Origin of the sequence: Comamonas odontotermitis (assembly GCF_020080045.1) — a bacterium.
GTDB classification, from domain to species: Bacteria; Pseudomonadota; Gammaproteobacteria; order Burkholderiales; family Burkholderiaceae_C; genus Comamonas; species Comamonas odontotermitis.
The window spans coordinates 900,621-920,751 of record NZ_CP083451.1; the positions used below are offsets into that span (position 1 = coordinate 900,621).

At 61.8% G+C, this 20,131-nt stretch carries 21 protein-coding genes; 11 read left to right on the plus strand and 10 right to left on the minus strand.

The window, feature by feature from the left end; all coding sequences use genetic code 11:
* Positions 1 to 84 precede the first annotated feature (84 nt).
* Both LAD35_RS04185 and LAD35_RS04190 read right to left on the minus strand, forming a co-directional pair.
* Positions 85 to 246, minus strand: a complete 162-nt coding sequence (locus LAD35_RS04185) for a DUF1328 domain-containing protein (protein ID WP_224151460.1) — start codon at positions 244 to 246, stop codon at positions 85 to 87.
* Between the two features lie 213 nt (positions 247 to 459).
* A complete protein-coding gene (locus LAD35_RS04190; protein ID WP_224151461.1) occupies positions 460 to 1,836 on the minus strand; it encodes a CHASE3 domain-containing protein in 1,377 nt (458 codons plus the stop codon).
* 117 nt (positions 1,837 to 1,953) lie between these two features.
* Between LAD35_RS04190 and LAD35_RS04195 the strand changes: the two genes are divergently transcribed.
* Positions 1,954 to 2,586: a response regulator gene (locus LAD35_RS04195; protein WP_224151462.1), complete on the plus strand. Its 633-nt coding sequence runs from the start codon at positions 1,954 to 1,956 to the stop codon at positions 2,584 to 2,586.
* 64 nt (positions 2,587 to 2,650) lie between these two features.
* On the opposite strand, the gene LAD35_RS04200 is transcribed toward LAD35_RS04195, so the two are convergent.
* The 4 genes from LAD35_RS04200 to gpmA all read right to left on the minus strand — a co-directional run bounded on the left by LAD35_RS04200 (position 2,651) and on the right by gpmA (position 6,560).
* Positions 2,651 to 3,037, minus strand: coding sequence for a response regulator transcription factor (locus tag LAD35_RS04200; RefSeq protein WP_224151463.1), 387 nt, complete (start codon positions 3,035 to 3,037; stop codon positions 2,651 to 2,653).
* A gap of 165 nt (positions 3,038 to 3,202) precedes the next feature.
* A complete protein-coding gene (locus LAD35_RS04205) occupies positions 3,203 to 3,967 on the minus strand; it encodes a HesA/MoeB/ThiF family protein (RefSeq protein ID WP_224151464.1) in 765 nt (254 codons plus the stop codon).
* 86 nt (positions 3,968 to 4,053) lie between these two features.
* Positions 4,054 to 5,544 carry a S41 family peptidase gene (locus LAD35_RS04210; protein WP_224151465.1) on the minus strand — a complete coding sequence of 497 codons (1,491 nt, stop codon included), beginning with the start codon at positions 5,542 to 5,544 and terminating at the stop codon, positions 4,054 to 4,056.
* A 275-nt stretch (positions 5,545 to 5,819) separates the two neighbouring features.
* The gene (gpmA, locus tag LAD35_RS04215) at positions 5,820 to 6,560 is read right to left on the minus strand and encodes a 2,3-diphosphoglycerate-dependent phosphoglycerate mutase (protein WP_224151466.1); all 741 of its coding nucleotides are present in this window, start codon (positions 6,558 to 6,560) and stop codon (positions 5,820 to 5,822) included.
* 257 nt (positions 6,561 to 6,817) lie between these two features.
* On the opposite strand from gpmA, the gene LAD35_RS04220 reads away from it, so the two are divergent.
* From LAD35_RS04220 to LAD35_RS04240, 5 genes are all read left to right on the plus strand, one after another.
* Positions 6,818 to 7,225, plus strand: coding sequence for a rhodanese-like domain-containing protein (locus LAD35_RS04220; protein WP_224151467.1), 408 nt, complete (start codon positions 6,818 to 6,820; stop codon positions 7,223 to 7,225).
* Between the two features lie 174 nt (positions 7,226 to 7,399).
* Complete coding sequence (gene grxC / locus LAD35_RS04225) at positions 7,400 to 7,657, plus strand: glutaredoxin 3 (protein ID WP_224151468.1); 258 nt, start codon at positions 7,400 to 7,402, stop codon at positions 7,655 to 7,657.
* A gap of 167 nt (positions 7,658 to 7,824) precedes the next feature.
* Positions 7,825 to 8,280 (plus strand): protein-export chaperone SecB, encoded by a 456-nt coding sequence (gene secB / locus LAD35_RS04230; protein ID WP_184706618.1) that lies wholly within the window; start codon positions 7,825 to 7,827, stop codon positions 8,278 to 8,280.
* 135 nt (positions 8,281 to 8,415) lie between these two features.
* On the plus strand, positions 8,416 to 9,429 hold the full coding sequence (locus LAD35_RS04235) for an NAD(P)H-dependent glycerol-3-phosphate dehydrogenase (RefSeq protein WP_224151469.1): 1,014 nt from the start codon (positions 8,416 to 8,418) through the stop codon (positions 9,427 to 9,429).
* A 301-nt stretch (positions 9,430 to 9,730) separates the two neighbouring features.
* Positions 9,731 to 10,054 (plus strand): DUF4148 domain-containing protein, encoded by a 324-nt coding sequence (locus tag LAD35_RS04240; protein WP_224151470.1) that lies wholly within the window; start codon positions 9,731 to 9,733, stop codon positions 10,052 to 10,054.
* A gap of 137 nt (positions 10,055 to 10,191) precedes the next feature.
* Here the strand turns inward: LAD35_RS04240 and LAD35_RS04245 are convergent, their stop codons facing one another.
* The gene (locus LAD35_RS04245) at positions 10,192 to 11,082 is read right to left on the minus strand and encodes an NAD(P)-dependent oxidoreductase (protein WP_224151471.1); all 891 of its coding nucleotides are present in this window, start codon (positions 11,080 to 11,082) and stop codon (positions 10,192 to 10,194) included.
* Between the two features lie 215 nt (positions 11,083 to 11,297).
* Here LAD35_RS04245 and LAD35_RS04250 point away from each other — a divergent pair, with 215 nt between their 5' ends.
* Complete coding sequence (locus LAD35_RS04250; RefSeq protein WP_224151472.1) at positions 11,298 to 12,698, plus strand: M20/M25/M40 family metallo-hydrolase; 1,401 nt, start codon at positions 11,298 to 11,300, stop codon at positions 12,696 to 12,698.
* Positions 12,699 to 12,815: 117 nt separating this feature from the next.
* Positions 12,816 to 12,989, plus strand: coding sequence for a hypothetical protein (locus LAD35_RS04255; protein WP_224151473.1), 174 nt, complete (start codon positions 12,816 to 12,818; stop codon positions 12,987 to 12,989).
* A 113-nt stretch (positions 12,990 to 13,102) separates the two neighbouring features.
* Here LAD35_RS04255 and lysA read toward each other — a convergent pair whose 3' ends face one another.
* Positions 13,103 to 14,365 carry a diaminopimelate decarboxylase gene (lysA, locus tag LAD35_RS04260; RefSeq protein WP_224151474.1) on the minus strand — a complete coding sequence of 421 codons (1,263 nt, stop codon included), beginning with the start codon at positions 14,363 to 14,365 and terminating at the stop codon, positions 13,103 to 13,105.
* Positions 14,366 to 14,569: 204 nt separating this feature from the next.
* On the opposite strand from lysA, the gene LAD35_RS04265 reads away from it, so the two are divergent.
* Both LAD35_RS04265 and LAD35_RS04270 read left to right on the plus strand, forming a co-directional pair.
* On the plus strand, positions 14,570 to 15,538 hold the full coding sequence (locus LAD35_RS04265) for a LysR family transcriptional regulator (protein ID WP_224151475.1): 969 nt from the start codon (positions 14,570 to 14,572) through the stop codon (positions 15,536 to 15,538).
* Between the two features lie 49 nt (positions 15,539 to 15,587).
* Positions 15,588 to 16,637 carry a purine-nucleoside phosphorylase gene (locus LAD35_RS04270; RefSeq protein WP_224151476.1) on the plus strand — a complete coding sequence of 350 codons (1,050 nt, stop codon included), beginning with the start codon at positions 15,588 to 15,590 and terminating at the stop codon, positions 16,635 to 16,637.
* 107 nt (positions 16,638 to 16,744) lie between these two features.
* Here LAD35_RS04270 and LAD35_RS04275 read toward each other — a convergent pair whose 3' ends face one another.
* Positions 16,745 to 18,274, minus strand: coding sequence for a M20/M25/M40 family metallo-hydrolase (locus tag LAD35_RS04275; protein ID WP_224151477.1), 1,530 nt, complete (start codon positions 18,272 to 18,274; stop codon positions 16,745 to 16,747).
* A gap of 110 nt (positions 18,275 to 18,384) precedes the next feature.
* The gene (locus LAD35_RS04280) at positions 18,385 to 19,080 is read right to left on the minus strand and encodes a tRNA-uridine aminocarboxypropyltransferase (RefSeq protein ID WP_224151478.1); all 696 of its coding nucleotides are present in this window, start codon (positions 19,078 to 19,080) and stop codon (positions 18,385 to 18,387) included.
* Between the two features lie 77 nt (positions 19,081 to 19,157).
* Between LAD35_RS04280 and LAD35_RS04285 the strand changes: the two genes are divergently transcribed.
* Positions 19,158 to 20,108 (plus strand): IS481 family transposase, encoded by a 951-nt coding sequence (locus tag LAD35_RS04285; protein ID WP_224151234.1) that lies wholly within the window; start codon positions 19,158 to 19,160, stop codon positions 20,106 to 20,108.
* Positions 20,109 to 20,131: the final 23 nt, after the last annotated feature.

A 20,131-nucleotide genomic window follows, 5' to 3' on the forward strand; every position in this document is an offset into this window, starting at 1 on the left:
ATGGTGATGGTGCAGTGTAGGTTGACCTGCGGCAGCATCTCAAATGTATCCGGAGGTGAGCCGGGCTTCAAGCGCTGCCGCTGCTTACTTCTTTAACAAGCCTGCCAGGAACGAAATCACGGCCAATACGATGAAGACGAAGAACAGGATCTTCGCGATACCCACGGCACCAGCGGCGATGCCACCAAAGCCGAACACGGCAGCAATCAGTGCAATCACCAGAAATACAACAGCGTAATGCAGCATTGTCTTCTCCTTTTTCTCTGCGCTATTTCTACAAAAGAGCGATGGATTGATTGTGCAAAGGTGTTGTGATGGCCTGTGCCGGTCAGGGCGGGGTTAGGGTGTAGGAGGAATCTTGCAGTTTTGCAGCATGCCGTATGCGCCCGCCTGTGCTTTGGCTTGGGAATGGAGCAAGAACGCGCCTTGCAAGAAGCCCCGTGGCCTTTTCATCAAAGCCTATGACACGCTGATCTGGTTGGTTTTTTCCCGGTGGCCGCCTGGCTGCGGCAGCACGGCTTCCACCAAAGTCCCTCGCTGCGGGGCTGATCGGATGTTGAGCCTGCCGCCCAGCGCCTCGACCCGGTGCCGCATGCCCGCCAGACCGTGCGATGACGGATTGACGGACAGAGGATCAAAACCCACGCCGTTGTCCTGCACCTGAATGGCAATGTGAGAGGGGTGGTTCTGCAGATGTACCTGCACCTGCGTGGCCTTGGCGTATTTGCCGATATTGGTGAGCGATTCCTGCACCAGGCGGTAGATGGTCAGCTGCGTGGTCTCCGGAACATGGACGGTCTCCAGATCCAGATCCACGGCGATGTTGGAACTGTCCGAGAACTCCTTGCCCAGAATCTCCAGAGAAGGCGTCAGGCCCAGGTTCGAGAGTGAGGAGGGGCGCAGGTTTTCGATGATGCGGCGCTTGAGGGCGATGCCGCTGTTGAGCGTCTCGATCAGATGCTGGATGCGTTCCTGCACATCCGGCATCGACATGTCGATCTTGGACTTGAGCCGCGCGACATCGAGCTTGGCTGCGGTGAGCAGGGCCCCGAGTTCGTCGTGCAGCTCACGCGCCAGGTGGGCGCGCTCGTCCTCACGCACCTGCTGCAGGTGCGTGGCCAGTTCGGTCAGCGAGGCGGTGCGCTGACGCACCTGTTTTTCCAGTTGATCGCGCTCGTCCTGCAACAGCTTCTGCTCGCGCAGCATCAGGTCGGTCAGGCGGTTGGATTGGCGCAGATACAGGTAGAACGCAATCAGGCCAATGACGCTGACCACGGCAATGCCGATGCGCGACAGCGCCAGAGACCGGACGATCTCCGCTTCATTGTGGGCACGTCGTTCATTGCTGTGGGTCACCAGTTCAGCCCCCAGGCTGCGCACCCTGTCCATCGACGCCTTGCCATCGGGGCTGTTGATGAGGTGGCGCCAGGCGCTGTCAAAGCCTCCCTTGCGCAATTGCACGCTCAGATCCATTTCGTTGATGCGCTTGGCCACTTCTCGGCCCAGCAGCGACGAGATCTGCAGGTCTTCTGGAAACAGGCTGTAAATGGCGCGCAGTTCGTCGACGGCGTTGTCCACATTGGTGGACGCCTGCTGGTAGGTGTCGAGGTAGCGCTCTTCGCCGGTCAGCAGATAGCCGCGCACACTGGTTTCGGCATCGGCCATCTGCTGCATCAGCTTGTCCAGCGTGGTACGAGTCTGGAAGGTGATGCTGAGGTTCTGCAGCGAGTCGTTGGAGCGGTAGTAGCCGACTTCGTTAATGCCGATCAGAACCAGCGCGGCCAGGAAGGCCGCAGGCAGGCTGATGGCCCATTTGCGCAAGTGCGACCAACGCATGAGCATCCTTTTCTTTCTAGTTTGGGTATATGCTATTCATAATAGAGCAATTGCTCTGCTGTGTACGCATGGCAGCGATTCGTAATACCTGTTGCCGTGCGCAATACAAGGAGGCTTATGATCAAAGTTGGAATCGTGGACGACCACGCCATTGTCCGTTCAGGCCTGAAGCAGTTTCTGGCTGAGCATGTGGACCTGCGTGTGGTGGGCGAGGCCGCCAATGGCCGTGAAGCCATTGACCTGGTCCGCAATGAAGAAATCGACGTGCTGATCATGGACCTGTCGATGCCCGGGCAAAGCGGTATTGATGCCCTGGCCATGCTGCGTGCCAAGGCGCCAGACATGGGCATCCTGATCCTGAGCGGTTATCCGGAAGAGCACTATGCGATCAATCTGATCCGGCAGGGCGCAAGCGGCTATCTGAACAAGGAATGCGATCCCGCCGAGATCGTCGAAGCCCTGCGCACCATCTCTCTGGGCAAGCGCTATCTGACCCCCACGGTGGCGGATCTGCTGGCGCAGCAACTGCACCGCAAGGACGATGTGCCGCCGCATGAACAATTGTCGGAGCGCGAGTTCCAGGTGTTCCTGAAGCTGGCGCGGGGCGAGACGGCAGGCAATATTGCCGATCAGCTCTCGCTGAGTGTCAAGACCGTGAGCACCTACCGCACGCGCCTGATGGAAAAGATGGGCTTGTCGTCCAACAGCGACCTGACCTATTACGCGCTCAAGAATGGCCTGATCGACTGAGCGCGAAAGTCTTGAATCAAAAAATGCGGCAATTGCCGCATTTTTTGATGAGGAAAGGTTGTTGTCAGCGGATGTTGGACGAGCGCTCCATGCAGTAATCGATCAGCGCATCAATGTCCTGTGATTTGTCGAACACACGGTTGGCACCCAACTGCGTGCAGCGCTCGCGCATATTGGGTGTCGCGTAGTTGCTCAGAACCACCAGGTGTTTTGCTGGCTCGCGCTTGCGCAACTTCTCCAGCACGCCCAGGCCACTGCCTTCCTGCAGGAAGATGTCGACGATGGCCAGGTCCCAATCGGCAGTATTGTCCTGCAGCCAGGATGTAGCAGCGGACTCGGTACTGGCATGGCCTACCGTTTCCACATCCGCCAGATCTTCCAGGGTGGCGATCAGGTTTTCGCGGATCGTCTTGTTGTCTTCTACTAAATAGGTTCTCAATCGGCGTGGCATTGTTCTGGGACACAGGTTTGTGACGTGCTGTAACAATGATACCAAGGCCAGCGGCTCATGCCATCGGTGTGCAGGGCAGGTGCGAGTAGGACAACTTCGACAAAAGCCGGTTTGGCGTGGACTTTGACACGGTCTGGCGGCTTGCCGCGCGGTCTTTGCGCGTGTTTACCCTGCATCCGTATGCTGTGCCTTGCATACGGGGCATTGCGGGTTGGCGCGGACATGCATGGTGTTCCATTCCATGTGCCGAGCGTCCAGCATCATCAGCCGGCCGTCGAGTGTGGTGCCTATGTCCGCAATCAGCTTGAGCGCTTCGGCAGCCTGCATTGTGCCGATGATGCCCACCAGCGGCGAGAACACGCCCATGGTGGAGCAGCTGATTTCCTCGAACTGCTCATCGGGCGAGAAGATGCACGCATAGCAGGCCGCGTGGGCATGGCGGCGGTCAAATACGCTGATCTGGCCGTCAAAACGGATGGCGGCGCCGCTCACCAGGGGCTTGCCATGCGCCACGCAGGCCTGGTTGATGGCCTGGCGCGTACGGTAGTTGTCCGTGCAGTCCAGCACGACGGTGGCGTTGCCGATATGGTGTCCCAGCGTCTGCGCATCCACGCGCTCGGCCACCGTATGCACGGTGATGCCAGGATTGATTTCCGCCAGGGCCACAGCGCATGACGAGACCTTGGGCTGGCCGATGCGTGCGGTGGTGTGGGCGATCTGGCGCTGCAGGTTGGTCAGGTCCACGCTGTCGTCGTCGATCAGGGTGATGGTGCCCACGCCAGCGGATGCCAGGTAGAGCGCTGCGGGGCTTCCCAGGCCGCCCGCACCCACGATCACGGCGTGGGCGGCCAGAAATCTCTCCTGCCCTTCGATGCCGATGTCATCCAGCATGATGTGGCGGGAATAGCGCAGCAGTTGGTCGTCGTTCATAAGTGGCTATTGTCGGTAAAAACAAAGGCCGGAGCAGGGTATCTGCTTCCGGCCTCGATGGACCTTCAGGTTTTGCTGTCCCGGATTTACTCCTTGGGCTTGCCGTCTTCCTTCTTGGCGTCGGGCTTGTCCGATTCGCTCTTGTCGCCGTCCTTCTTCTCTTCGGGGCGCTCGGTCTTGGTCTTGCTCACCTGCACGGGTTCGCCCTTCAGCTTGTGCAGGGCCTGCTGCAGCTGGAAGTCCTTGTCCGAGCCAAACTCCGGTGGGCGGCGCTCGGATGCGGGCTTCTTGCTTTCTTCGTCCAGGCGCTTCAAGGCTTCCTCGCGCGCCTTTTCACGGGCCGCATCCTTTGTCTCGGGGCCCTGGCCACTGGCCAGATGCTTGTCCAGATCGGCTTCGCGTGTGCGCAGTGCTGCAAACAGGTCGCCTTCTGCGGTTTCGTCCACCATGATGTCGGGCACGATGCCCTTGGCCTGGATGGACTTGCCGCTTGGCGTGTAGTAGCGCGCCGTGGTCAGCTTGATGCCGGTATCGGGGCCGAGCGGACGCACGGTCTGCACCGAACCCTTGCCAAAGGTCTGCGCACCCATGATGGCGGCACGCTTGTGGTCCTGCAGCGCGCCGGAGACGATCTCGGACGCAGAGGCAGAGCCTTCGTTGACCAGTACCACCAGCGGAATCTTCTTGATGGCGGGCGGCAGCGACTTGATCGGATCACTGCCACGGCGGGCATAGAACTCGGGCGATGCGCGGAAGGTGGCCTTGCTTTCGGCCAGTTGGCCGTTGGTCGAGACCACCGTGACATCGGGCGGCAGGAAGGCAGCCGAAATGGCCACCGCTGCATCGAGCAGGCCGCCCGGGTCGTTGCGCAGATCCAGAACCAGGCCCTTCATGTTCGGGTCCTGCTTGAACAGCTCGTCCACCTTGCGCACGAAGTCGTCCACCGTGCGTTCCTGGAACTGCGACACGCGCACCCAGCCATAACCCGGCTCGACCATCTTGGCCTTCACGGACTGGGTCTTGATTTCGGCACGGGTGATGGTGACGGGGAAGCTGCGGCTTTCATCCTTGCGCAGGATGGTCAAGGTCACCTTGGTGTTCGGTTCGCCGCGCATCTTCTTGACGGCTTCATTCAACGACAGGCCCTTGACGGCGGTGTCGTCAATCTTGGTGATCAGGTCGTTGGTCTTGATGCCGGCCTTGTCGGCAGGCGAGCCTTCGATTGGCGAGACGATGCGGATCAACCCGTCTTCCTGGGTGATCTCGATGCCCACGCCGACGAATTTGCCGCTCGTGCCTTCCTGGAATTCCTTGAACGACTTCTTGTCGAAGTACTGGGAATGCGGATCGAGGCCAGAAACCATGCCGGAGATGGCATCGGTGATCAGCTTTTTGTCGTCAGCCGGCTCGACGTAATCGGTCTTGATGAGGCCAAACACGGCAGACAGCTGCTGGATTTCCTCCAGCGGCATCGGGGACATCACGCCCCGCGCCACGGTCTGCAACGAGACGGTTGTGAGCGCGCCGGCGACCACGCCCAGTGAAACCCAGCCGGCAATCTTCAATTTTTGGCCCATATGCTCAAAACTTTCTATAGCGCGCCAATATACACCGAAGCGCTTAGGCGGGGCTTAGCCCTGCGGGCTTTCGCAGTGGTGTGACAAGTCTTTACTTTCCACATGACACGCGGCGACCTGATCGGCTTGCGGCAGGAATTCAGTGAAATATGGGTTTATCCATTACAAGACGGACGCCATATGCTATCAAAAATGAAAGAGGCCGTCTTCCTGGAAGAAGACAGCCTGCCGATGGGGGAAAGAGCGAATGTCGCGGGTCGTGTCGCGGACGCTGTTTATGCCTTGCCCTGCGATGCCACGGCAGCAGCGGCCTTGGCAGCGGCTTCGGCATCGCCCAGGTAATAGTGGCGGATGGGCTGGAGGTTCTCATCCAGCTCGTACACCAGTGGAATACCATTGGGAATGTTCAGGCCCACGATGTCGTTGTCGGAGACGCCGTCGAGGTACTTGATCAGCGCACGGATCGAGTTGCCGTGCGCGGCGATCACCACGCGCTGGCCGCTCTTGATGGTGGGGGCAATCGTCTCGTTCCAGAACGGCACCACGCGCTCGACCGTGTCCTTGAGGCATTCGGTCAGCGGCACATGGCTTTCGGCGCCGGCATAGCGGCGGTCGCTCTTTTCGCTGCGCGGGTCACCAGCTTCCAGCGCGGGTGGTGGGGTGTCGTAGCTGCGGCGCCAGACCAGTACCTGCTCGTCGCCAAACTTCTTGGCCGTTTCGGCCTTGTTCAGGCCTTGCAGGGCGCCATAGTGGCGTTCGTTGAGCTGCCAGCATTTCTGCACGGGCAGCCAGGTGCGATCCATTTCGTCCAGGGTGTGCCACAGGGTGCGGATGGCGCGCTTGAGCACGCTGGTATAGCAGATGTCGAAGTCATAGCCGTCGGCCTTCAGCAGCTGGCCAGCTTGCTTGGCCTGGGCAACGCCGGTGTCGGTCAGGTCCACATCGGTCCAGCCGGTAAAGCGGTTTTCCAGGTTCCAGGTCGATTCGCCGTGGCGGATCAGTACGAGCTTGTACATGGTGTCCTCATGCAATGATAAAAACTAGGGTTGCGCCCGCCATAAAAGGATCTGCTGCTATGCTTTTGATTGTCTTATCGGCACAGCCAGCAAGCGGGGCACACAAACATTGGGGCCGATTGTAGGGCGCAAGCGAATGCCCGCAGTGCGCAGTCTGTCAGTGCGGCACGCCGGACAAAAGGCTATTGCCTCCCACTGGCATGGCAGCGCTTTTAAAATGGTCGGCTGTTCTCAATTCAAGAAGACAAGGGTTTGGTGTGAACTTTATTCTCGACAACTGGTATCTGATCGTGCTGGCGCTGGGTTCTGGGGCGTTGCTGGCGATGCCTGCCATGAAAAGCGTGGGCGGCGGAACGCTGGCGCCCAGCAATGCAGTGCAACTGATCAACCGTGAAAAAGCCGTGGTGGTAGATGTCTCCGAGCCCGATGAGTACGCGGCGGGCCATGTGACCGGCTCCAAGAACATTCCGTTCGCGCAACTGGATGAGCGCCTGCCCGCCACCGTCAAGAACAAGGCTCTGCCATTGATTCTGGTGTGCGCACAGGGCAAGCGCGCGCAAGGTGCCGTGGCCGCCGCAACCAAGCTGGGTTACACCAATGTGCAGGCCCTGGCCGGTGGCATGAAGGCCTGGCGCGCTGCGGACCTGCCCGTGGAAAAGGCCTGAAACCCGGGCACGATCCGGGGCAGGCCAGGGCTCTTCCTGGCGGCTTCGGGCTTGTTTTTCGGGCTGCAGACCCCATCTGCCACGTATTGAGGGTGCTGGCCGGTCTGGCTCAGCACCTTTGTTTTTATCTGCGTGCAGCATCTGCTGCGGCGCGCCAAGCGCAAGGACTTTCCCATGCAAGCCGTCAAGATGTATACCACCGCCGTCTGCCCCTATTGCATTCGTGCCAAGCAGGTGCTCAAGTCCAAGGGCGTGGAGAACATTGAAGAAATCCGCATCGACACCGATCCCGCGCAGCGCGAGGTGATGATGCAGGTCACGGGCCGTCGCACAGTGCCGCAGATCTTCATTGGCGACACCCATGTGGGCGGATGTGATGACCTGATTGCGCTGGACCAGCGGGGCGGGCTGATGCCGCTGCTGGGCGCCTGAGCGGGCCTACCTTCAACCGCCCGGAAACACAAGCCTGGGCATTTTTCTCACGGCAGCCAGCCATTGCATAATGGCAGGCTGCATGCGAGAGGGGCGCACACCGTGCGGTGCTCGTACAGCATTGCACGTTCACCCGATTCACTTTTTCAAGCGAAAGACAGACCACCATGGCGGATCAAGAAAATCCAGTGTTCCAGATTCAACGCGTGTACCTGAAGGACGCATCGCTGGAGCAACCCAATTCTCCAGGCATCCTGCTGGAACAAACCCAGCCAAGCGTGGACATCCAGCTGGGCGTGGAGGCCACTCCTGTGGCTGAAGGCATCTTCGAAGTGGCCGTGACTGCCACCGTGCAGACCAAGATCGAAGACAAGACCGTGTTCCTGGTGGAAGCCAAGCAAGCCGGTATCTTTGAAATCCGTGGCATCCCCGAAGAGCAGATGGGCGCCGTGATCGGCGTGGCCTGCCCACAAATCGTCTACCCCTACCTGCGTGGCAATGTGGCAGACATCGTGACCCGCGCTGGCTTCCCGCCCGTGCACCTGGCAGAAATCAACTTCCAGGCCATGTACGAGCAGCAGCAGGCCCAGGCCGCTGGCGCTGGCGACGCAACCGTTCAGTAATTGACCCCAATGGAGCAGGTCTGCACAGCAGCCTGCGTCACGAAAAGGCCTTGCCACCCCCGGGTGCAAGGCCTTTGCCATATCTGCCTGTGGTAAAAATGATCAATCTCCCTTGATCGGTATCAGTAGTTTGCTATGAAAATTCTAGTTATCGGCGCTGGCGCCTGGGGTACGGCCCTGGCCATGAATGCGGCCGCTCGCCACACGGTGCACTTGTGGGCACGCGATGCTGCGCAGGCCGCCCAGATGCAGGCGGCTGGAGAGAATACCCGCTATCTGCCCGGCATCCCCTTTCCGGCAGGTCTGCAGGTAGCCAGCGGCGATGTGCAGCCGCTGGTGGCTTGCGCCGATCTGATCGTGCTGGGAACCCCCATGGCCGCGTTGCGAAGTGGCCTCGCCATGCTGCACGACAGTCTGCAGGGCCGCCAGGTGCCGGTGGCATGGCTCAGCAAGGGCTTTGAAGCCGTGCCGGAGGGCGCGCCAGCAGGCAGCCACGGTCTGCTGGGCAACGAGGTCTGCGCCCAGGTGGCAGCGCAACTGCACGCCGGCGTATTGAGCGGCCCCAGTTTTGCGCAGGAGGTGGCGCGCCACCAGCCAACCGCCCTGGTGGCCGCCAGCAGGCATGCGGATGTGCGCGAGGCCCTGGTGGCGGCCTTTCATGGCAACAACCTGCGGGTCTACGCCAATGACGACATCACAGGTGTGGAAGTGGGGGGCGCTGTGAAGAACGTGCTGGCCATTGCCACCGGCCTGTGCGACGGGCTGAACCTGGGCCTCAATGCGCGCGCGGCGCTGGTGACACGCGGCCTGGCTGAAATGACACGCCTGGGCGTGGCTCTGGGCGCACAACAAGACACCTTCATGGGCCTGTCGGGGCTGGGGGATCTGGTGCTGACGGCGACAGGCGATCTGTCGCGCAACCGCAAGATAGGCTTGCTGCTCGCACAGGGCAAAAGCCTGCACGATGCAGTGCAGTCGCTCGGCCATGTGGCTGAAGGCGTGTACAGCGCGCGCACCGTGCTGCAGCGCGCGCAGAAGCTGGGCGTGGAAATGCCCATCACCGAAACCACCGTGGCGTTGCTGGACGGCAGCATGCCGGTGCGCGATGTGGTGCAGGCACTGATGGGGCGTGAGCCGCGCGCTGAATAGCTTTTTTACTATCAAAAGAAGAGCTGCTGGCGCACACGGAATGGTCGCTTACGGCTTTTTTCATGCAAACTTCCAAGGCTGGAGGCAGTCTCGCCATGGCCTGTGTCGGTGCGTAGGCTGCATGCGCATTATTGGAATGAAAAATGGAACAATAAATTCTGATTTGGCATATTTATCCGAAATGGTCTCGTGCATACACTGAATACATCGATCAACGAGAAACATACACGGTGATACCACCGCCCCGTTGAGCGAACCGGCCTGCCGCAGGGGCCCGCCGGAACCTCTCAAAGGAATCAAGATGAAGAACGCACGTAACTTTTCGATGGCCGCAATGGCTGCTGCCCTGGTGATGGGCGCTGGCGTGGCACAGGCCAACCCATTCGAAGGCGATCAGGCCATTGCACCCAAAGCCGTGGCCAGCACACTGAGCCGCGCCCAGGTGCAGGCAGAACTGGTTGCCGCGCAGCGCGACGGCTCCATGCCTCTGGTGGGCGACCGCATCAATACATACAGAGGTGAGCGCCAGACCTCGGCCCTGAGCCGCGCCGAAGTGCAGGCCCAGGCCCACCAGGCCTTGATCGCTGGCAAGCTGCCCCAGGGCAATGGCTCCTTCGGCGAGTAAGCTGCACCGCCGGGCCCATGCCCGGCCTCAACAAAAAACGCCCACCATGCAAATGGTGGGCGTTTTGCTATGCAAACAGGAGTTGCTGCGCGCTTGTAGCCTGCGCTGGCAGCCAGTTCTTCGTTAATCCATCATTATCATTGCCGGGCCAGAAAGCCGATCAGCTCTGGCAGCATGGCGTCGCCGTGCTGGGCTTCCACCTGGCCTTTGAGGGTGGCAGACGCGGCGTCGGCCACCTTGCTGGCGGCCCGGGCGTCGTGCGCCATCGTGGCGTAGTAGCTCAGGTCCTTGGCGGCGTTGGAGATGGAGAAGGCAATGCCCGAGGGGTCGTCTGCGAGGATGAAGGACTTGAGGCGCTCGAGCGCCACACCCGCACCGCCGCCGCCTGCAAGCACATCGCAGAAGGCCTGCATGTCCATGCCCTCCTTGCGGGCGCAGGCGGTGGCTTCGGCTAGCAAGGTCATCTGGCCGACCGAGACAAAGTTGTGCAGCAGCTTCATGCGATGGCCATCGCCCAATGCGCCCACATGGGTGACTTTTTCGGTGAAGGTTGCGAGCACTGGCTGCACCTTGGCCAGCACGGCAGCGTCTCCGCCCACCAGCAGGTTCAGGGTGCCGTCATGCGCGGCCTTGGAGGTCTTGGTCATCGGCGCGTCGATGAACTGGCCACCTGCAGCATGTACGGCCTGCGCCATGCGCACCGTGGAGGCAGGAACGGCGGTGGAGCAATCCACCACCACGGCTGCAGGTCGGATGGCCGACAGCACGCCATTGTCTCCCGTGAGCACGGCTTCCACCTGGGGCGATCCGGTCACGCACAGAATGATCACATCGCACTGGCGCGCCAATTCTGCAGGTGTCTGGCAGGTGGTAGCGCCCAACTGCAACAGTTCGGTCAGCGGCTGGTTGCCAGGGTGCTCCAGCACCACCAGCGGAAAGCCTTTGGCCGCCACATTGCGGGCAATGCCGTGGCCCATCAGGCCCACGCCGATCAGGCCGACCGTCGGTGTTGTTGCTTGCGAAGCCATGCCAATCTCCAAGTTTGTTCAATGCCGCACAGCGTAGCGCATTGCCTGTGCAAGGGTGCCGTGGCGGGTAGGGCACCAGTCAAATAGGTGACGGGTCGCGCTACGCAATGGCGGCCGCCATCCGCAGAATGCAGTGGTGATGGCGTCGATTTGCAGCTTTGGTATGCAAATTGACGGCGTCCCGTGACCGAAAGACACACCAAGGAGATAAAAACATGGCCTTTTCCAAACGCGCGCTCGCTGTTGCTGCCTGCGCCTTGCTTGCCACTGGTGCCCAGGCCCAGGTTGGCGCCAAAACGCCCGAGCAAAAGCGCTTCTACACCATCTACAAGGAACTGGTGGAGATCAACACTACCAACTCGGTGGGCAACAACACCGAAGCGGCGCAGGCCATGCAAAAGCGTCTGGCGGAAGACGGCATTGCCGCAGCGGACATGCAGATCTTCGAGCCCTTCCCCAAGAAGGGCAATCTGGTCGTCAAGTACAAGGGCAGCGGCCAGGGCAAGCCGCTCCTCCTGATGGCGCACATCGATGTGGTGGAGGCCAAGCGCGAAGACTGGAAGAGCGACCCGTTCAAGCTCAAGGAAGACGATGGCTACTTCACCGCGCGTGGCTCTTCGGACGACAAGGCCATGGCTGCTGCCTTCGTCTCGATCCTGGGCCAGCTCAAGCGCGAAGGCTTTACCCCGAGCCGCGACATCGTGCTGACCCTGACTGCCGATGAAGAGCAGGGCGACGTGCCCAGCAATGGTGCTTTCTGGCTCGTCAACAACCAGCGCCCATTGATCGATGCCGAATACGGTATCAACGAAGGCGCTGGCGGTCAGCTGGAAAATGGCAAGCCCGTGCTCAACCGTATCCAGGTGGCCGAAAAAATGTACGCCACCTACCAGCTTGAAGCCACCGACAAGGGCGGCCACAGCTCGGTACCCACCGCCACCAACCCCGTGTATGCCTTGAGCGCTTCGCTGACCGCGCTGGGCAACTACCATTTCCCGGTCAAGCTCTCGGAGGTGACCAAGACCTATTTTGCGCGCAGCGCTGGCTTTGCCCAGGGCCAGCAGGCCGACGACATGAAGGCCGTCGCGGGCGGCAGCCCTTCGGCAGAGGCCGTGCAGCGCCTGTCGGCATCGCCGCTCTACAACGCCACCATGCGCACCACCTGCGTAGCCACCGAGGTGAACGGCGGCCATGCGGCCAACGCCTTGCCGCAGGCCGCGCGCGCCACCATCAACTGCCGCATCCTGCCGCACGATGATCCGGCAGAAGTCGAGGCACAGCTGCGCAAGCTGGCCGAGAACGATCGTGTCAAGCTCAAGGTCATCAACCAGCCGCTGCGCAGCCCGGCCTCCCCCATGCGCCCCGATGTGATGAAGACCGTGGAGGGCCTGACCGAGAAAATGTGGCCGGGCGTGCCTGTGGTGCCGGTGATGAGCACGGGAGCCACCGACAGCCGCTTCATGCGCAATGCAGGCATTCCGATGTATGGCGTCTCGGGCATCTTCACCGAGCCGAGCGACGCGCGCGCCCATGGCCTGGACGAGCGCGTGGCGATTCCGCGCCTGTACGACGGGCGCGAGTTCCTCTACCAGCTGGTCAAGGAGCTGTCGAAATAAGGGTTTTGCCTGCCGGCCTTTCCAGTGGCCCTATCATCTGCACATCGGCCTGTGGCAGGCCGGTGCCTCTGTGCAGCATGCGCAGAGCCGCTGCTGATGGAAAGGAAATTTCTGGCAATGAAGCGTAAATACCATTGGGGCTGGGATATTGCCCTCAGTCTGGTGCTTGTGGCGCTGCTGTTTGCTGGTGTGCCTGGCGTCCTTCTGGGCATCCTGGGCCTGGGTGTGGTGACATTCCAGTTGCTCGCAGCCATCCTGACAGGCAAACAAAGCAACGACGGCATGCGCTGACAGCCTGACAGCCACAGACCGGCGCTCTCCAACAAAAACAGCACCTTTGCGGTGCTGTTTTGCTTTGTTTTTAATAGCTGCTGGCGCTTTTGAAGTCTGCGCCAGAGCCGGTTTTAAAGGCCCAGCTCCAAGGCCAGCAATTCATCCACCGTCTGGCGGCGGCGGATCAGGCGGGCGTTGCCGCCATCGACCAGCACCTCGGCCGCCAGCGGGCGGGTGTTGTAGTTGCTGGACATGGAGGCGCCGTACGCGCCGGTGTCGTGGATGACGAGCAGGTCGCCCACTTGTGCATCGCCCAGCGAGCGCGGCAGCACCACGCCGCCGTCGCCTTGGGTGAATACGTCGCCCGATTCGCACAGCGGGCCCGCCACCACGGCGTCGCGCGCGCCACTGCCTGTGTTGGGCAGCACGCCCACGCCACGGCGCTGGATGTGCATGCCGTGGTAGCTGCCATACATGCTGGGGCGCATCAGTTCGTTGAAGCCGGTGTCGACCAGCACGAAGTGGTTGCTGCCCGCATTCTTGGTGGCGCGCACCGTGCCCAGCAGCACCCCCGCTTCGGCCACCAGAAAGCGGCCGGGCTCCAGCTCCAGCCCCAGGTGGTGGCCAACAATGGCCTCGGCCTGTTTGCGCGCGGCATCCCACAGGCCAAAGTAGTGATCGGTGTCGATGGTGGCATCGCCTTCGCGGTAGGGAATGGACAGACCTCCCCCTGCCGAGATGGCTTGCAGGTCGTGGCCCGCAGCCTTGGTGCGTTCCACCAGCTGCACCATGGCGCCGCACACTTCCTGCAGGTGGCCGTAGTCCACGCCTGAGCCGATGTGCATGTGCAGGCCCGCAAGCCGGAGGCCGCGCTCGGCAATCACGGCCAGCGCCATGGTCAGGTCGGTGTGCCAGATACCGTGCTTGCTGTGTTCGCCGCCGGTGTTGGTCTTGTTGCTGTGCCCATGGCCAAAGCCGGGGTTGATGCGCAGCCACACCACGTGGCCTGGCGAAGCCTGGCCCAGCTGGTGCAGCATGTCGATGGAGCCCGCGTTGACAGGCACCTGGTGCTGCACCACGGTGGCCAGCGTGGCTTCGTCCATCACGTCGGCGGTGAAGACGATTTCGGCAGGCTCACCAAAACCGGGCTGAAAGCCCGCCGCGATGGCGCGCAGCACCTCGCCGCGCGAGACGGCATCCACTTTCACGCCTTGCTGGCGCATCAACTGCAGGATGTGGATGTTGGAGCAGGCCTTTTGCGCAAAGCGCACCGTGTCAAACGCCTGGAGCTGGGCAATGCGGTGGCGGATGGTGGCGGCGTCATACACCCACAGCGGCGTGCCGAATTCATCGGCCAGTTGCCACAGCAGATCGGGGGCGAAAGGATTGCTCATGATGTTGTTTGCTATAGAAATAAGAGCTTTAAGCGATTGCAAGGTAAGCGCTGGAAGCCGGAATTCTTGAATATCTGAAGCACCAACGGACTCTGCCATGGCGCCAGAAAACTGCAGTGTGCCTGCACTTATTCATTCAGTCGAATACTTGTTTTTGAATGAGTCATTCATAATAGATATGGATTCAATCCCACTGACATGATCATGCCTCGCCATTTCCAGGCCGACTCCACTGCCGAGCCCTCCATCGACACCGCCAACTCCACGCCCGAGGTGCCACGTATCCAGCATCGCCACATCGAGGTGTTCCGCGCCATCATGCTGGCCGGGGGGGTAACGGGTGCTGCAGGCCTGCTCTTCACATCGCAACCCACGGTGAGCCGTGAGCTGGCGCGGCTGGAGCAATTGCTGGGCTACGCGCTGTTCGAGCGTGTGCATGGGCGCCTGCGGCCCACGGCGCGCGCGCTGGCGCTGTGGGACGAGGTACAGCGCTCATGGCAGGGGCTGGACCGGGTGATCGAGCGCGCCGCTGCGCTGGGCAGGCCGCAGGGCGCGCGCATCAGCGTGCTCAGCATGCCTGCACTCAGCCACGCCCTGCTGCCCCTGGCATTGGCCCGCATGCAGGCTGCGCATGGGCCAGTAGCCGTCAGCGTGGCGACCCAGGAGGCGCCGCTCCTGCAGGAGTGGATGGCCGCGCAGCGCTACGACCTGGGCTTGACCGAGCAGGGCGAGGTGCCGCCCGGTGTGCGCGTGGTGGCGCTGCCTGCGGTCGATGAGGTGGCCGTGCTGCCAGCAGGGCACGCGCTGGCCCGCAAGACACGGCTGCAGCCGGTGGATTTTGCGGACCAGCCTTTTGTCAGCCTGGCCGAAGGCGATCCCTACCGTATGCAGATCGACCGGGTATTTGCCGAGGCAGGTGTGGCGCGCCAGATGCTGCTGGAGGCGCACAGCGCCATTGCGGTCTGCGCCATGGTGCAGCAGGGGTTGGGCGTGGCCGTCGTCAATCCGCTCACGGCGCGGGCCTGCGCCGGGGCTGGCATGGTGATTCGGCCGCTGACGTTTTCGATTCCGTTCGAACTGCAGGCCTTGCTGCCGCTGCACCGCGCCGCCGTGCAGGAAGTGGAATGGCTGGTGGAGGCGCTCAGGCAGTCGATGGCGCCAGAGCCTGCCTGAACGGCTGCTGCACACCTACAATCTGCGCATTTGCCCGTCGGAGATATCCATGCGCTTTCGCTCCTCTTTTCTGGCCCCGGTGGTGACTGCGGCCTTGCTGGCCGGTTGCGCCAGCACAGACCGTCCCTCCCAGGCCGCCAGCGCCACCAGCGCCGCCCCGCAGGTCCAGCCTGTGCAGGTCAAGGTGTTTGTAGCCGCCATGTTCGAGATCGGCCAGAACACGGGCGACCGGGCGGGCGAGTTCCAGCACTGGTACGAGCGCTACTTTCGCAGTGCCAAGCCCATCACTGTTCCTGGTGCGCTGAACCCGGTGTACTGCAATGCCGATGGCGTGTGCGGCAGCGTGCTGGGTATGGGTAAGGTCAACTCGTCGGCATCGATGCAGGCGATCGTGCTCAATCCGCAGTTCAATTTTGACAAGGCCTACTACGTCATCAGCGGCGTGGCGGGCACGCCCCCGTCGCGCGGCACGATTGGCGATGTGACCTGGGGCAGCTGGCTGGTCGACTACGACCTGGGCCACCGCTGGGCCCCCGAAGAAGGCCAGCCCGGTGCCCCCGTCTTCGTGCCGCGCAAGGGCTACGAAGACTACCGCCGCTTTGCGCTGAACCCGGCCCTGGTGCAGGCAGCATACGCAATGACACGCGCCGTGCCGCTGCAGGACAGTGAATCGGCCCAGCGCTACCGCATGCGCTACCCGGATGCTGCCGCGCGCAAGGCGCCCAGCGTGCATGTCGGCACGCACATCACGGGCGACACCTTCTTCCATGGGCCGGGCCTGTCGAAAGAAGCCCAGTACATCGCCAAGCTGTACGGCGCAGACGACTACGTCGCCACCGAGATGGAGGCAGCGGCAATTGCGCTGGTGCTGAAGCGCACGCATGGCACCGACCGCATCCTGAGCCTGCGCGGTTCGGTCAATTTCGATCAGGGCAACCCCAAGGAAACCACGCAGGCACACCTGGACCCCAAGCCGGGTGAAACCGCTGGCGGTTTTGCCGAGACTGTGGCCAATGTGGCGGTAGTAGGCGGCACCTTTGTCGATACCGTGGTGAAAAACTGGCCGCAGTGGCAAAACGGCGTGCCAGCGCAACGCTGATCCGGCAGCGCAGCCCATAAGCACACGCCAGAAGCGTAAAGAGCCGCAGATACTGCGGCTCTTTTGCTGATGGTCAGCCCGTTGGGGGCAGGCAGTACTGCCAGTCCTTACTGCCAGGGTTGGGTCAGGATGTAGGTCAGACTCTTGATGCCGTCGAAATAGTTGCCCAGGCGCATGTTCTCGTTCTTGCTGTGCTGGTTGTTGTCGGCGTTGACCATGGGAACAATCACGAAGGGTACTTTCAACGCCTGCACCGCAGCGCCCGTGGGTACGGTACCGCCCATCATGCGGATCTGCACAGGCGTTTCACCCCAAGCCTGCTGCATGCCCTGGCGCAGCCAGTTGCCGATGGGCGCGCCCAGATCGGTGCGCACGGCGGTAGACGATGCGGATACGCCACCCATCTTCAGGCTGGCCAGCTTGGGGTATTGCGCGCGCTGCGCTGCGGTTGGCTCGCCATCCACCAGTTGAAAGCCCTGCGCTTCGATGTGGGCCTTGAGCAACTGCTGCAGGCGCTCGGGAGGTGTTTCGGGCACGGTGCGCAGGTCGAGTTCTGCAACGGCCTGTGCCGGCACCACGGTACGGGCCTTGGCGCCCACGTCGGCAATCTGCAGGCCGCGCACATTGAGCGAGGGGTACTGCATGGCCTCCTGGTAGTTGGCGCCTACCTTTTCCGCCTGCGCAATGCCCAGGCGCTTGCGCAGGGCGGCTTCGTCGTCGGGCACCGCCTTCATTACCGCCTGGGTCTGCGCATCCAGCGTGATACCGTCGTAGTAGCCCTTGACCAGTACGCGACCATCAGGTGCCTTCATCGAGGTGAGCAGCTGTGCCATCGTGAACGCGGGGTTGGCGGCGTAGTTGCCATAGTGGCCGCTGTGCAGGTCCTGGCTGGGGCCGTAGACCGTGAGCGTGGCCTGCGCAATGCCGCGATTGCCAAACACCAGGGTCGGGCGATTGCTGGCGTGCATGGGGCCGTCGAGCACCAGCAGGGCATCGGCCTGCAGATCGGCCAGATGTTCCTGGATGACTTGGCCCAGTGTGGGCGAGCCCTTTTCTTCTTCCGAATCGAGAAGGATCTTGATATTGGTGGCGGGAGGCAGGCCCTGCTGCTTCAGGGCATCGAGTGCGGCCATCAGCATGATGATGGGAGCCTTGTCGTCTGACGAAGACCTGCCGAATACGCGCCACTCGGGGTTGGGCTGCGCGCCATACAGCTGGTCGAGTGCGATCTCCTTCCAGGCACCATCGGCCTGGCGCTCCTTGAGCACGGGCTTCCAGGGGCTCTCCTGCTGCCATTCGGCGGGGGTGACGGCCTGGCCATCCATGTGGGCATAGAAAAGCACGGTCTTGGTGGCGCCCGGCACCGGCGGCAGCGTGGCCAGCACCATGGGCTTGCCCTGGTTGGGCAGCAGCTTGGCGGTCATGCCGCGCTTTTCCAGCGCTGCCTTGAACCAGTCCGCGTTTTTCTGGATATCGGCGGGCACGTTGGAATCATTGGGCAGCGCCAACACATCGATCCATTCGCGCAGGCTGGCTTGGCTGGCCTGTTGTATGGCTGATACAGATGGGGCGGCTGCCTGGGCCAGGCCTGCGGCGCACAGGGCGGCTGTGGCCAGCGAGAGGGTGGAAAACTGCATGCAAAAGCTCCGAAAACAGGGGGGGAAACAGGGGGCTATGCGGCGCAGTATCCCTGAGTGCTTGCTTGCATACGCGCTGTGCTTGTCGCGTGGGAGGCAGGTCGCGCCAGTCAGCGTGGGGCCCGCAACCGCTGGTGTTGCGCAATCAGCCCGGCAAAGGATTGCTGCAGTGCCTGGAGCTGCCACGCCTGCGCAGGCCAGCCCTCCAGTGCTTGCAGGGCATGTGTTGCGGCCTCCATGGTGGACAGCTGTCCCTCCCGCTGCGCCTTGCGGATGGTGTAGGCGGCCGGCCCCGTATCGGTCAGCGTCAGGCGCGGCAGCTGTGCCAGCAGTGGGTTGGCATACAGCATCTTGCGGCTTTTCCGCCACGTACCGTCGATGACGACCAGGCGCAATGGCATGGCCCGCGCTTGTGCGTCTTCGGGGGAGAAGCTGGCAACGGGCTCGCCGGGCGTCTGCGGATAGAGCAATACCGCCTGGCGCGGCGCATCGCTGGCGTCCCAGGGCTGGTGCAGCCAGCGCTGCAGCTCGGTCTCGTCAAACCTTTCCGCCACCACCAACTGGCTGGCGGGAAGGCTCAGGTGCAAGAGGCGCGCCGTACCTTTGGCTTCATGCACTTCCAACGGGTGTTGCAGGATCAGCACTTGCGTATCTGTAGGCACCGATGGGGCCAGCGCGCAGATGCAGGCACTCCGGGGGCGCAGGCATCGGGGGCAAACGGCACGGCGGGTGGACACGCGGATGAGGGGGGTGAGAGCAGAAGGAGCGCTATTGTGACGCAAGCGCGTGTGGGCAGCGCTGTGCATAGACCATGAACACGCTCTAGGTGTATGGTCCCAGATTTTAATGGTGCAATCTTCTCTCATGAATGGAAGGAAGCACTATGGGCCAGGTTCTGCACGGCAGCGCCACAACGACGGAGGCGATCCGTCGAGCGATACAACATAGTCAAGAGAGCCTGAGAGCGCTTTCTGCACGCTATGGCATCAATCAGAAGACGGTGGCGAAGTGGAAGAATCGGCCTTCGGTCACCGATCTGCCGACAGGGCCCAGGCAGCCGCGCTCCACCGTTTTGTCCGTTGAGGATGAGGCAGCGATCGTCGCCTTTCGCAGGCATACCATGCTGCCGCTGGATGACTGTCTCTACGCGCTGCAGCCGACTATCCCGCATCTGACGCGCTCGTCTCTGCACCGCTGCTTGCAGCGGCACGGTATCTCGCGGCTGCCCGAGGTGCAGGGCGATAAGCCAGCCAAGAAGCGGTTCAAGAGCTACCCCATTGGCTACTTCCATGTCGACATCGCCGAAGTGCAGACAGTCGAGGGCAAGCTCTATCTCTTCGTGGCCATCGACAGGACGTCCAAGTTCGCACTCACCGAACTCCATCCCTCGGCTGACAAGATGACTGCGGCGCAGTTCTTGCGCAATGTGATCGCAGCGGTGCCGTACACCCTCCATACGGTGCTCACCGATAACGGCATTCAGTTTGCCAACCGCAGTTCAGACCGGTACGCCTTCCAGCACATCTTTGGTCGAGTCTGCGAGGAACACGGTATCGAACATCGCCTCACAAAGGTCAAGCATCCGTGGACCAATGGGCAGGTCGAGCGAATGAACCGGACCATCAAGGAAGCCACCGTCAAGCGCTTCCACTATGACGATCACGCGCAGTTGCGGCAGCACCTCGCCAACTTCATCGATGCATACAACTTCGGCCGCAGGCTCAAGACCCTCAAAGGCCTGACACCCTACGAATTCATCTGCAAACAGTGGACATCCGAACCTGAACGGTTCAAGATAGATCCGATCCATCAAATGCCGGGACTGAACATCTAGGGACATGGCTGCGCCGCTATGCT

Bases quoted from the DNA above. Each gene is read 5' to 3' on its own strand.
- LAD35_RS04255 (WP_224151473.1), top strand. From the start codon at position 12,816: ATGAAGCGTAAATACCATTGGGGCTGGGATATTGCCCTCAGTCTGGTG.
- LAD35_RS04270 (WP_224151476.1), top strand. From the start codon at position 15,588: ATGCGCTTTCGCTCCTCTTTTCTGGCCCCGGTGGTGACTGCGGCCTTG.
- LAD35_RS04275 (WP_224151477.1), bottom strand. From the start codon at position 18,274: ATGCAGTTTTCCACCCTCTCGCTGGCCACAGCCGCCCTGTGCGCCGCA.
- LAD35_RS04240 (WP_224151470.1), top strand. From the start codon at position 9,731: ATGAAGAACGCACGTAACTTTTCGATGGCCGCAATGGCTGCTGCCCTG.
- LAD35_RS04245 (WP_224151471.1), bottom strand. From the start codon at position 11,082: ATGGCTTCGCAAGCAACAACACCGACGGTCGGCCTGATCGGCGTGGGC.
- LAD35_RS04210 (WP_224151465.1), bottom strand. From the start codon at position 5,544: ATGGGCCAAAAATTGAAGATTGCCGGCTGGGTTTCACTGGGCGTGGTC.
- lysA (WP_224151474.1), bottom strand. From the start codon at position 14,365: ATGAGCAATCCTTTCGCCCCCGATCTGCTGTGGCAACTGGCCGATGAA.
- LAD35_RS04190 (WP_224151461.1), bottom strand. From the start codon at position 1,836: ATGCGTTGGTCGCACTTGCGCAAATGGGCCATCAGCCTGCCTGCGGCC.
- LAD35_RS04185 (WP_224151460.1), bottom strand. From the start codon at position 246: ATGCTGCATTACGCTGTTGTATTTCTGGTGATTGCACTGATTGCTGCC.
- grxC (WP_224151468.1), top strand. From the start codon at position 7,400: ATGCAAGCCGTCAAGATGTATACCACCGCCGTCTGCCCCTATTGCATT.
- LAD35_RS04235 (WP_224151469.1), top strand. From the start codon at position 8,416: ATGAAAATTCTAGTTATCGGCGCTGGCGCCTGGGGTACGGCCCTGGCC.
- LAD35_RS04265 (WP_224151475.1), top strand. From the start codon at position 14,570: ATGCCTCGCCATTTCCAGGCCGACTCCACTGCCGAGCCCTCCATCGAC.
- LAD35_RS04280 (WP_224151478.1), bottom strand. From the start codon at position 19,080: ATGCACAGCGCTGCCCACACGCGCTTGCGTCACAATAGCGCTCCTTCT.
- LAD35_RS04285 (WP_224151234.1), top strand. From the start codon at position 19,158: ATGGGCCAGGTTCTGCACGGCAGCGCCACAACGACGGAGGCGATCCGT.
- secB (WP_184706618.1), top strand. From the start codon at position 7,825: ATGGCGGATCAAGAAAATCCAGTGTTCCAGATTCAACGCGTGTACCTG.
- gpmA (WP_224151466.1), bottom strand. From the start codon at position 6,560: ATGTACAAGCTCGTACTGATCCGCCACGGCGAATCGACCTGGAACCTG.
- LAD35_RS04205 (WP_224151464.1), bottom strand. From the start codon at position 3,967: ATGAACGACGACCAACTGCTGCGCTATTCCCGCCACATCATGCTGGAT.
- LAD35_RS04195 (WP_224151462.1), top strand. From the start codon at position 1,954: ATGATCAAAGTTGGAATCGTGGACGACCACGCCATTGTCCGTTCAGGC.
- LAD35_RS04200 (WP_224151463.1), bottom strand. From the start codon at position 3,037: ATGCCACGCCGATTGAGAACCTATTTAGTAGAAGACAACAAGACGATC.
- LAD35_RS04250 (WP_224151472.1), top strand. From the start codon at position 11,298: ATGGCCTTTTCCAAACGCGCGCTCGCTGTTGCTGCCTGCGCCTTGCTT.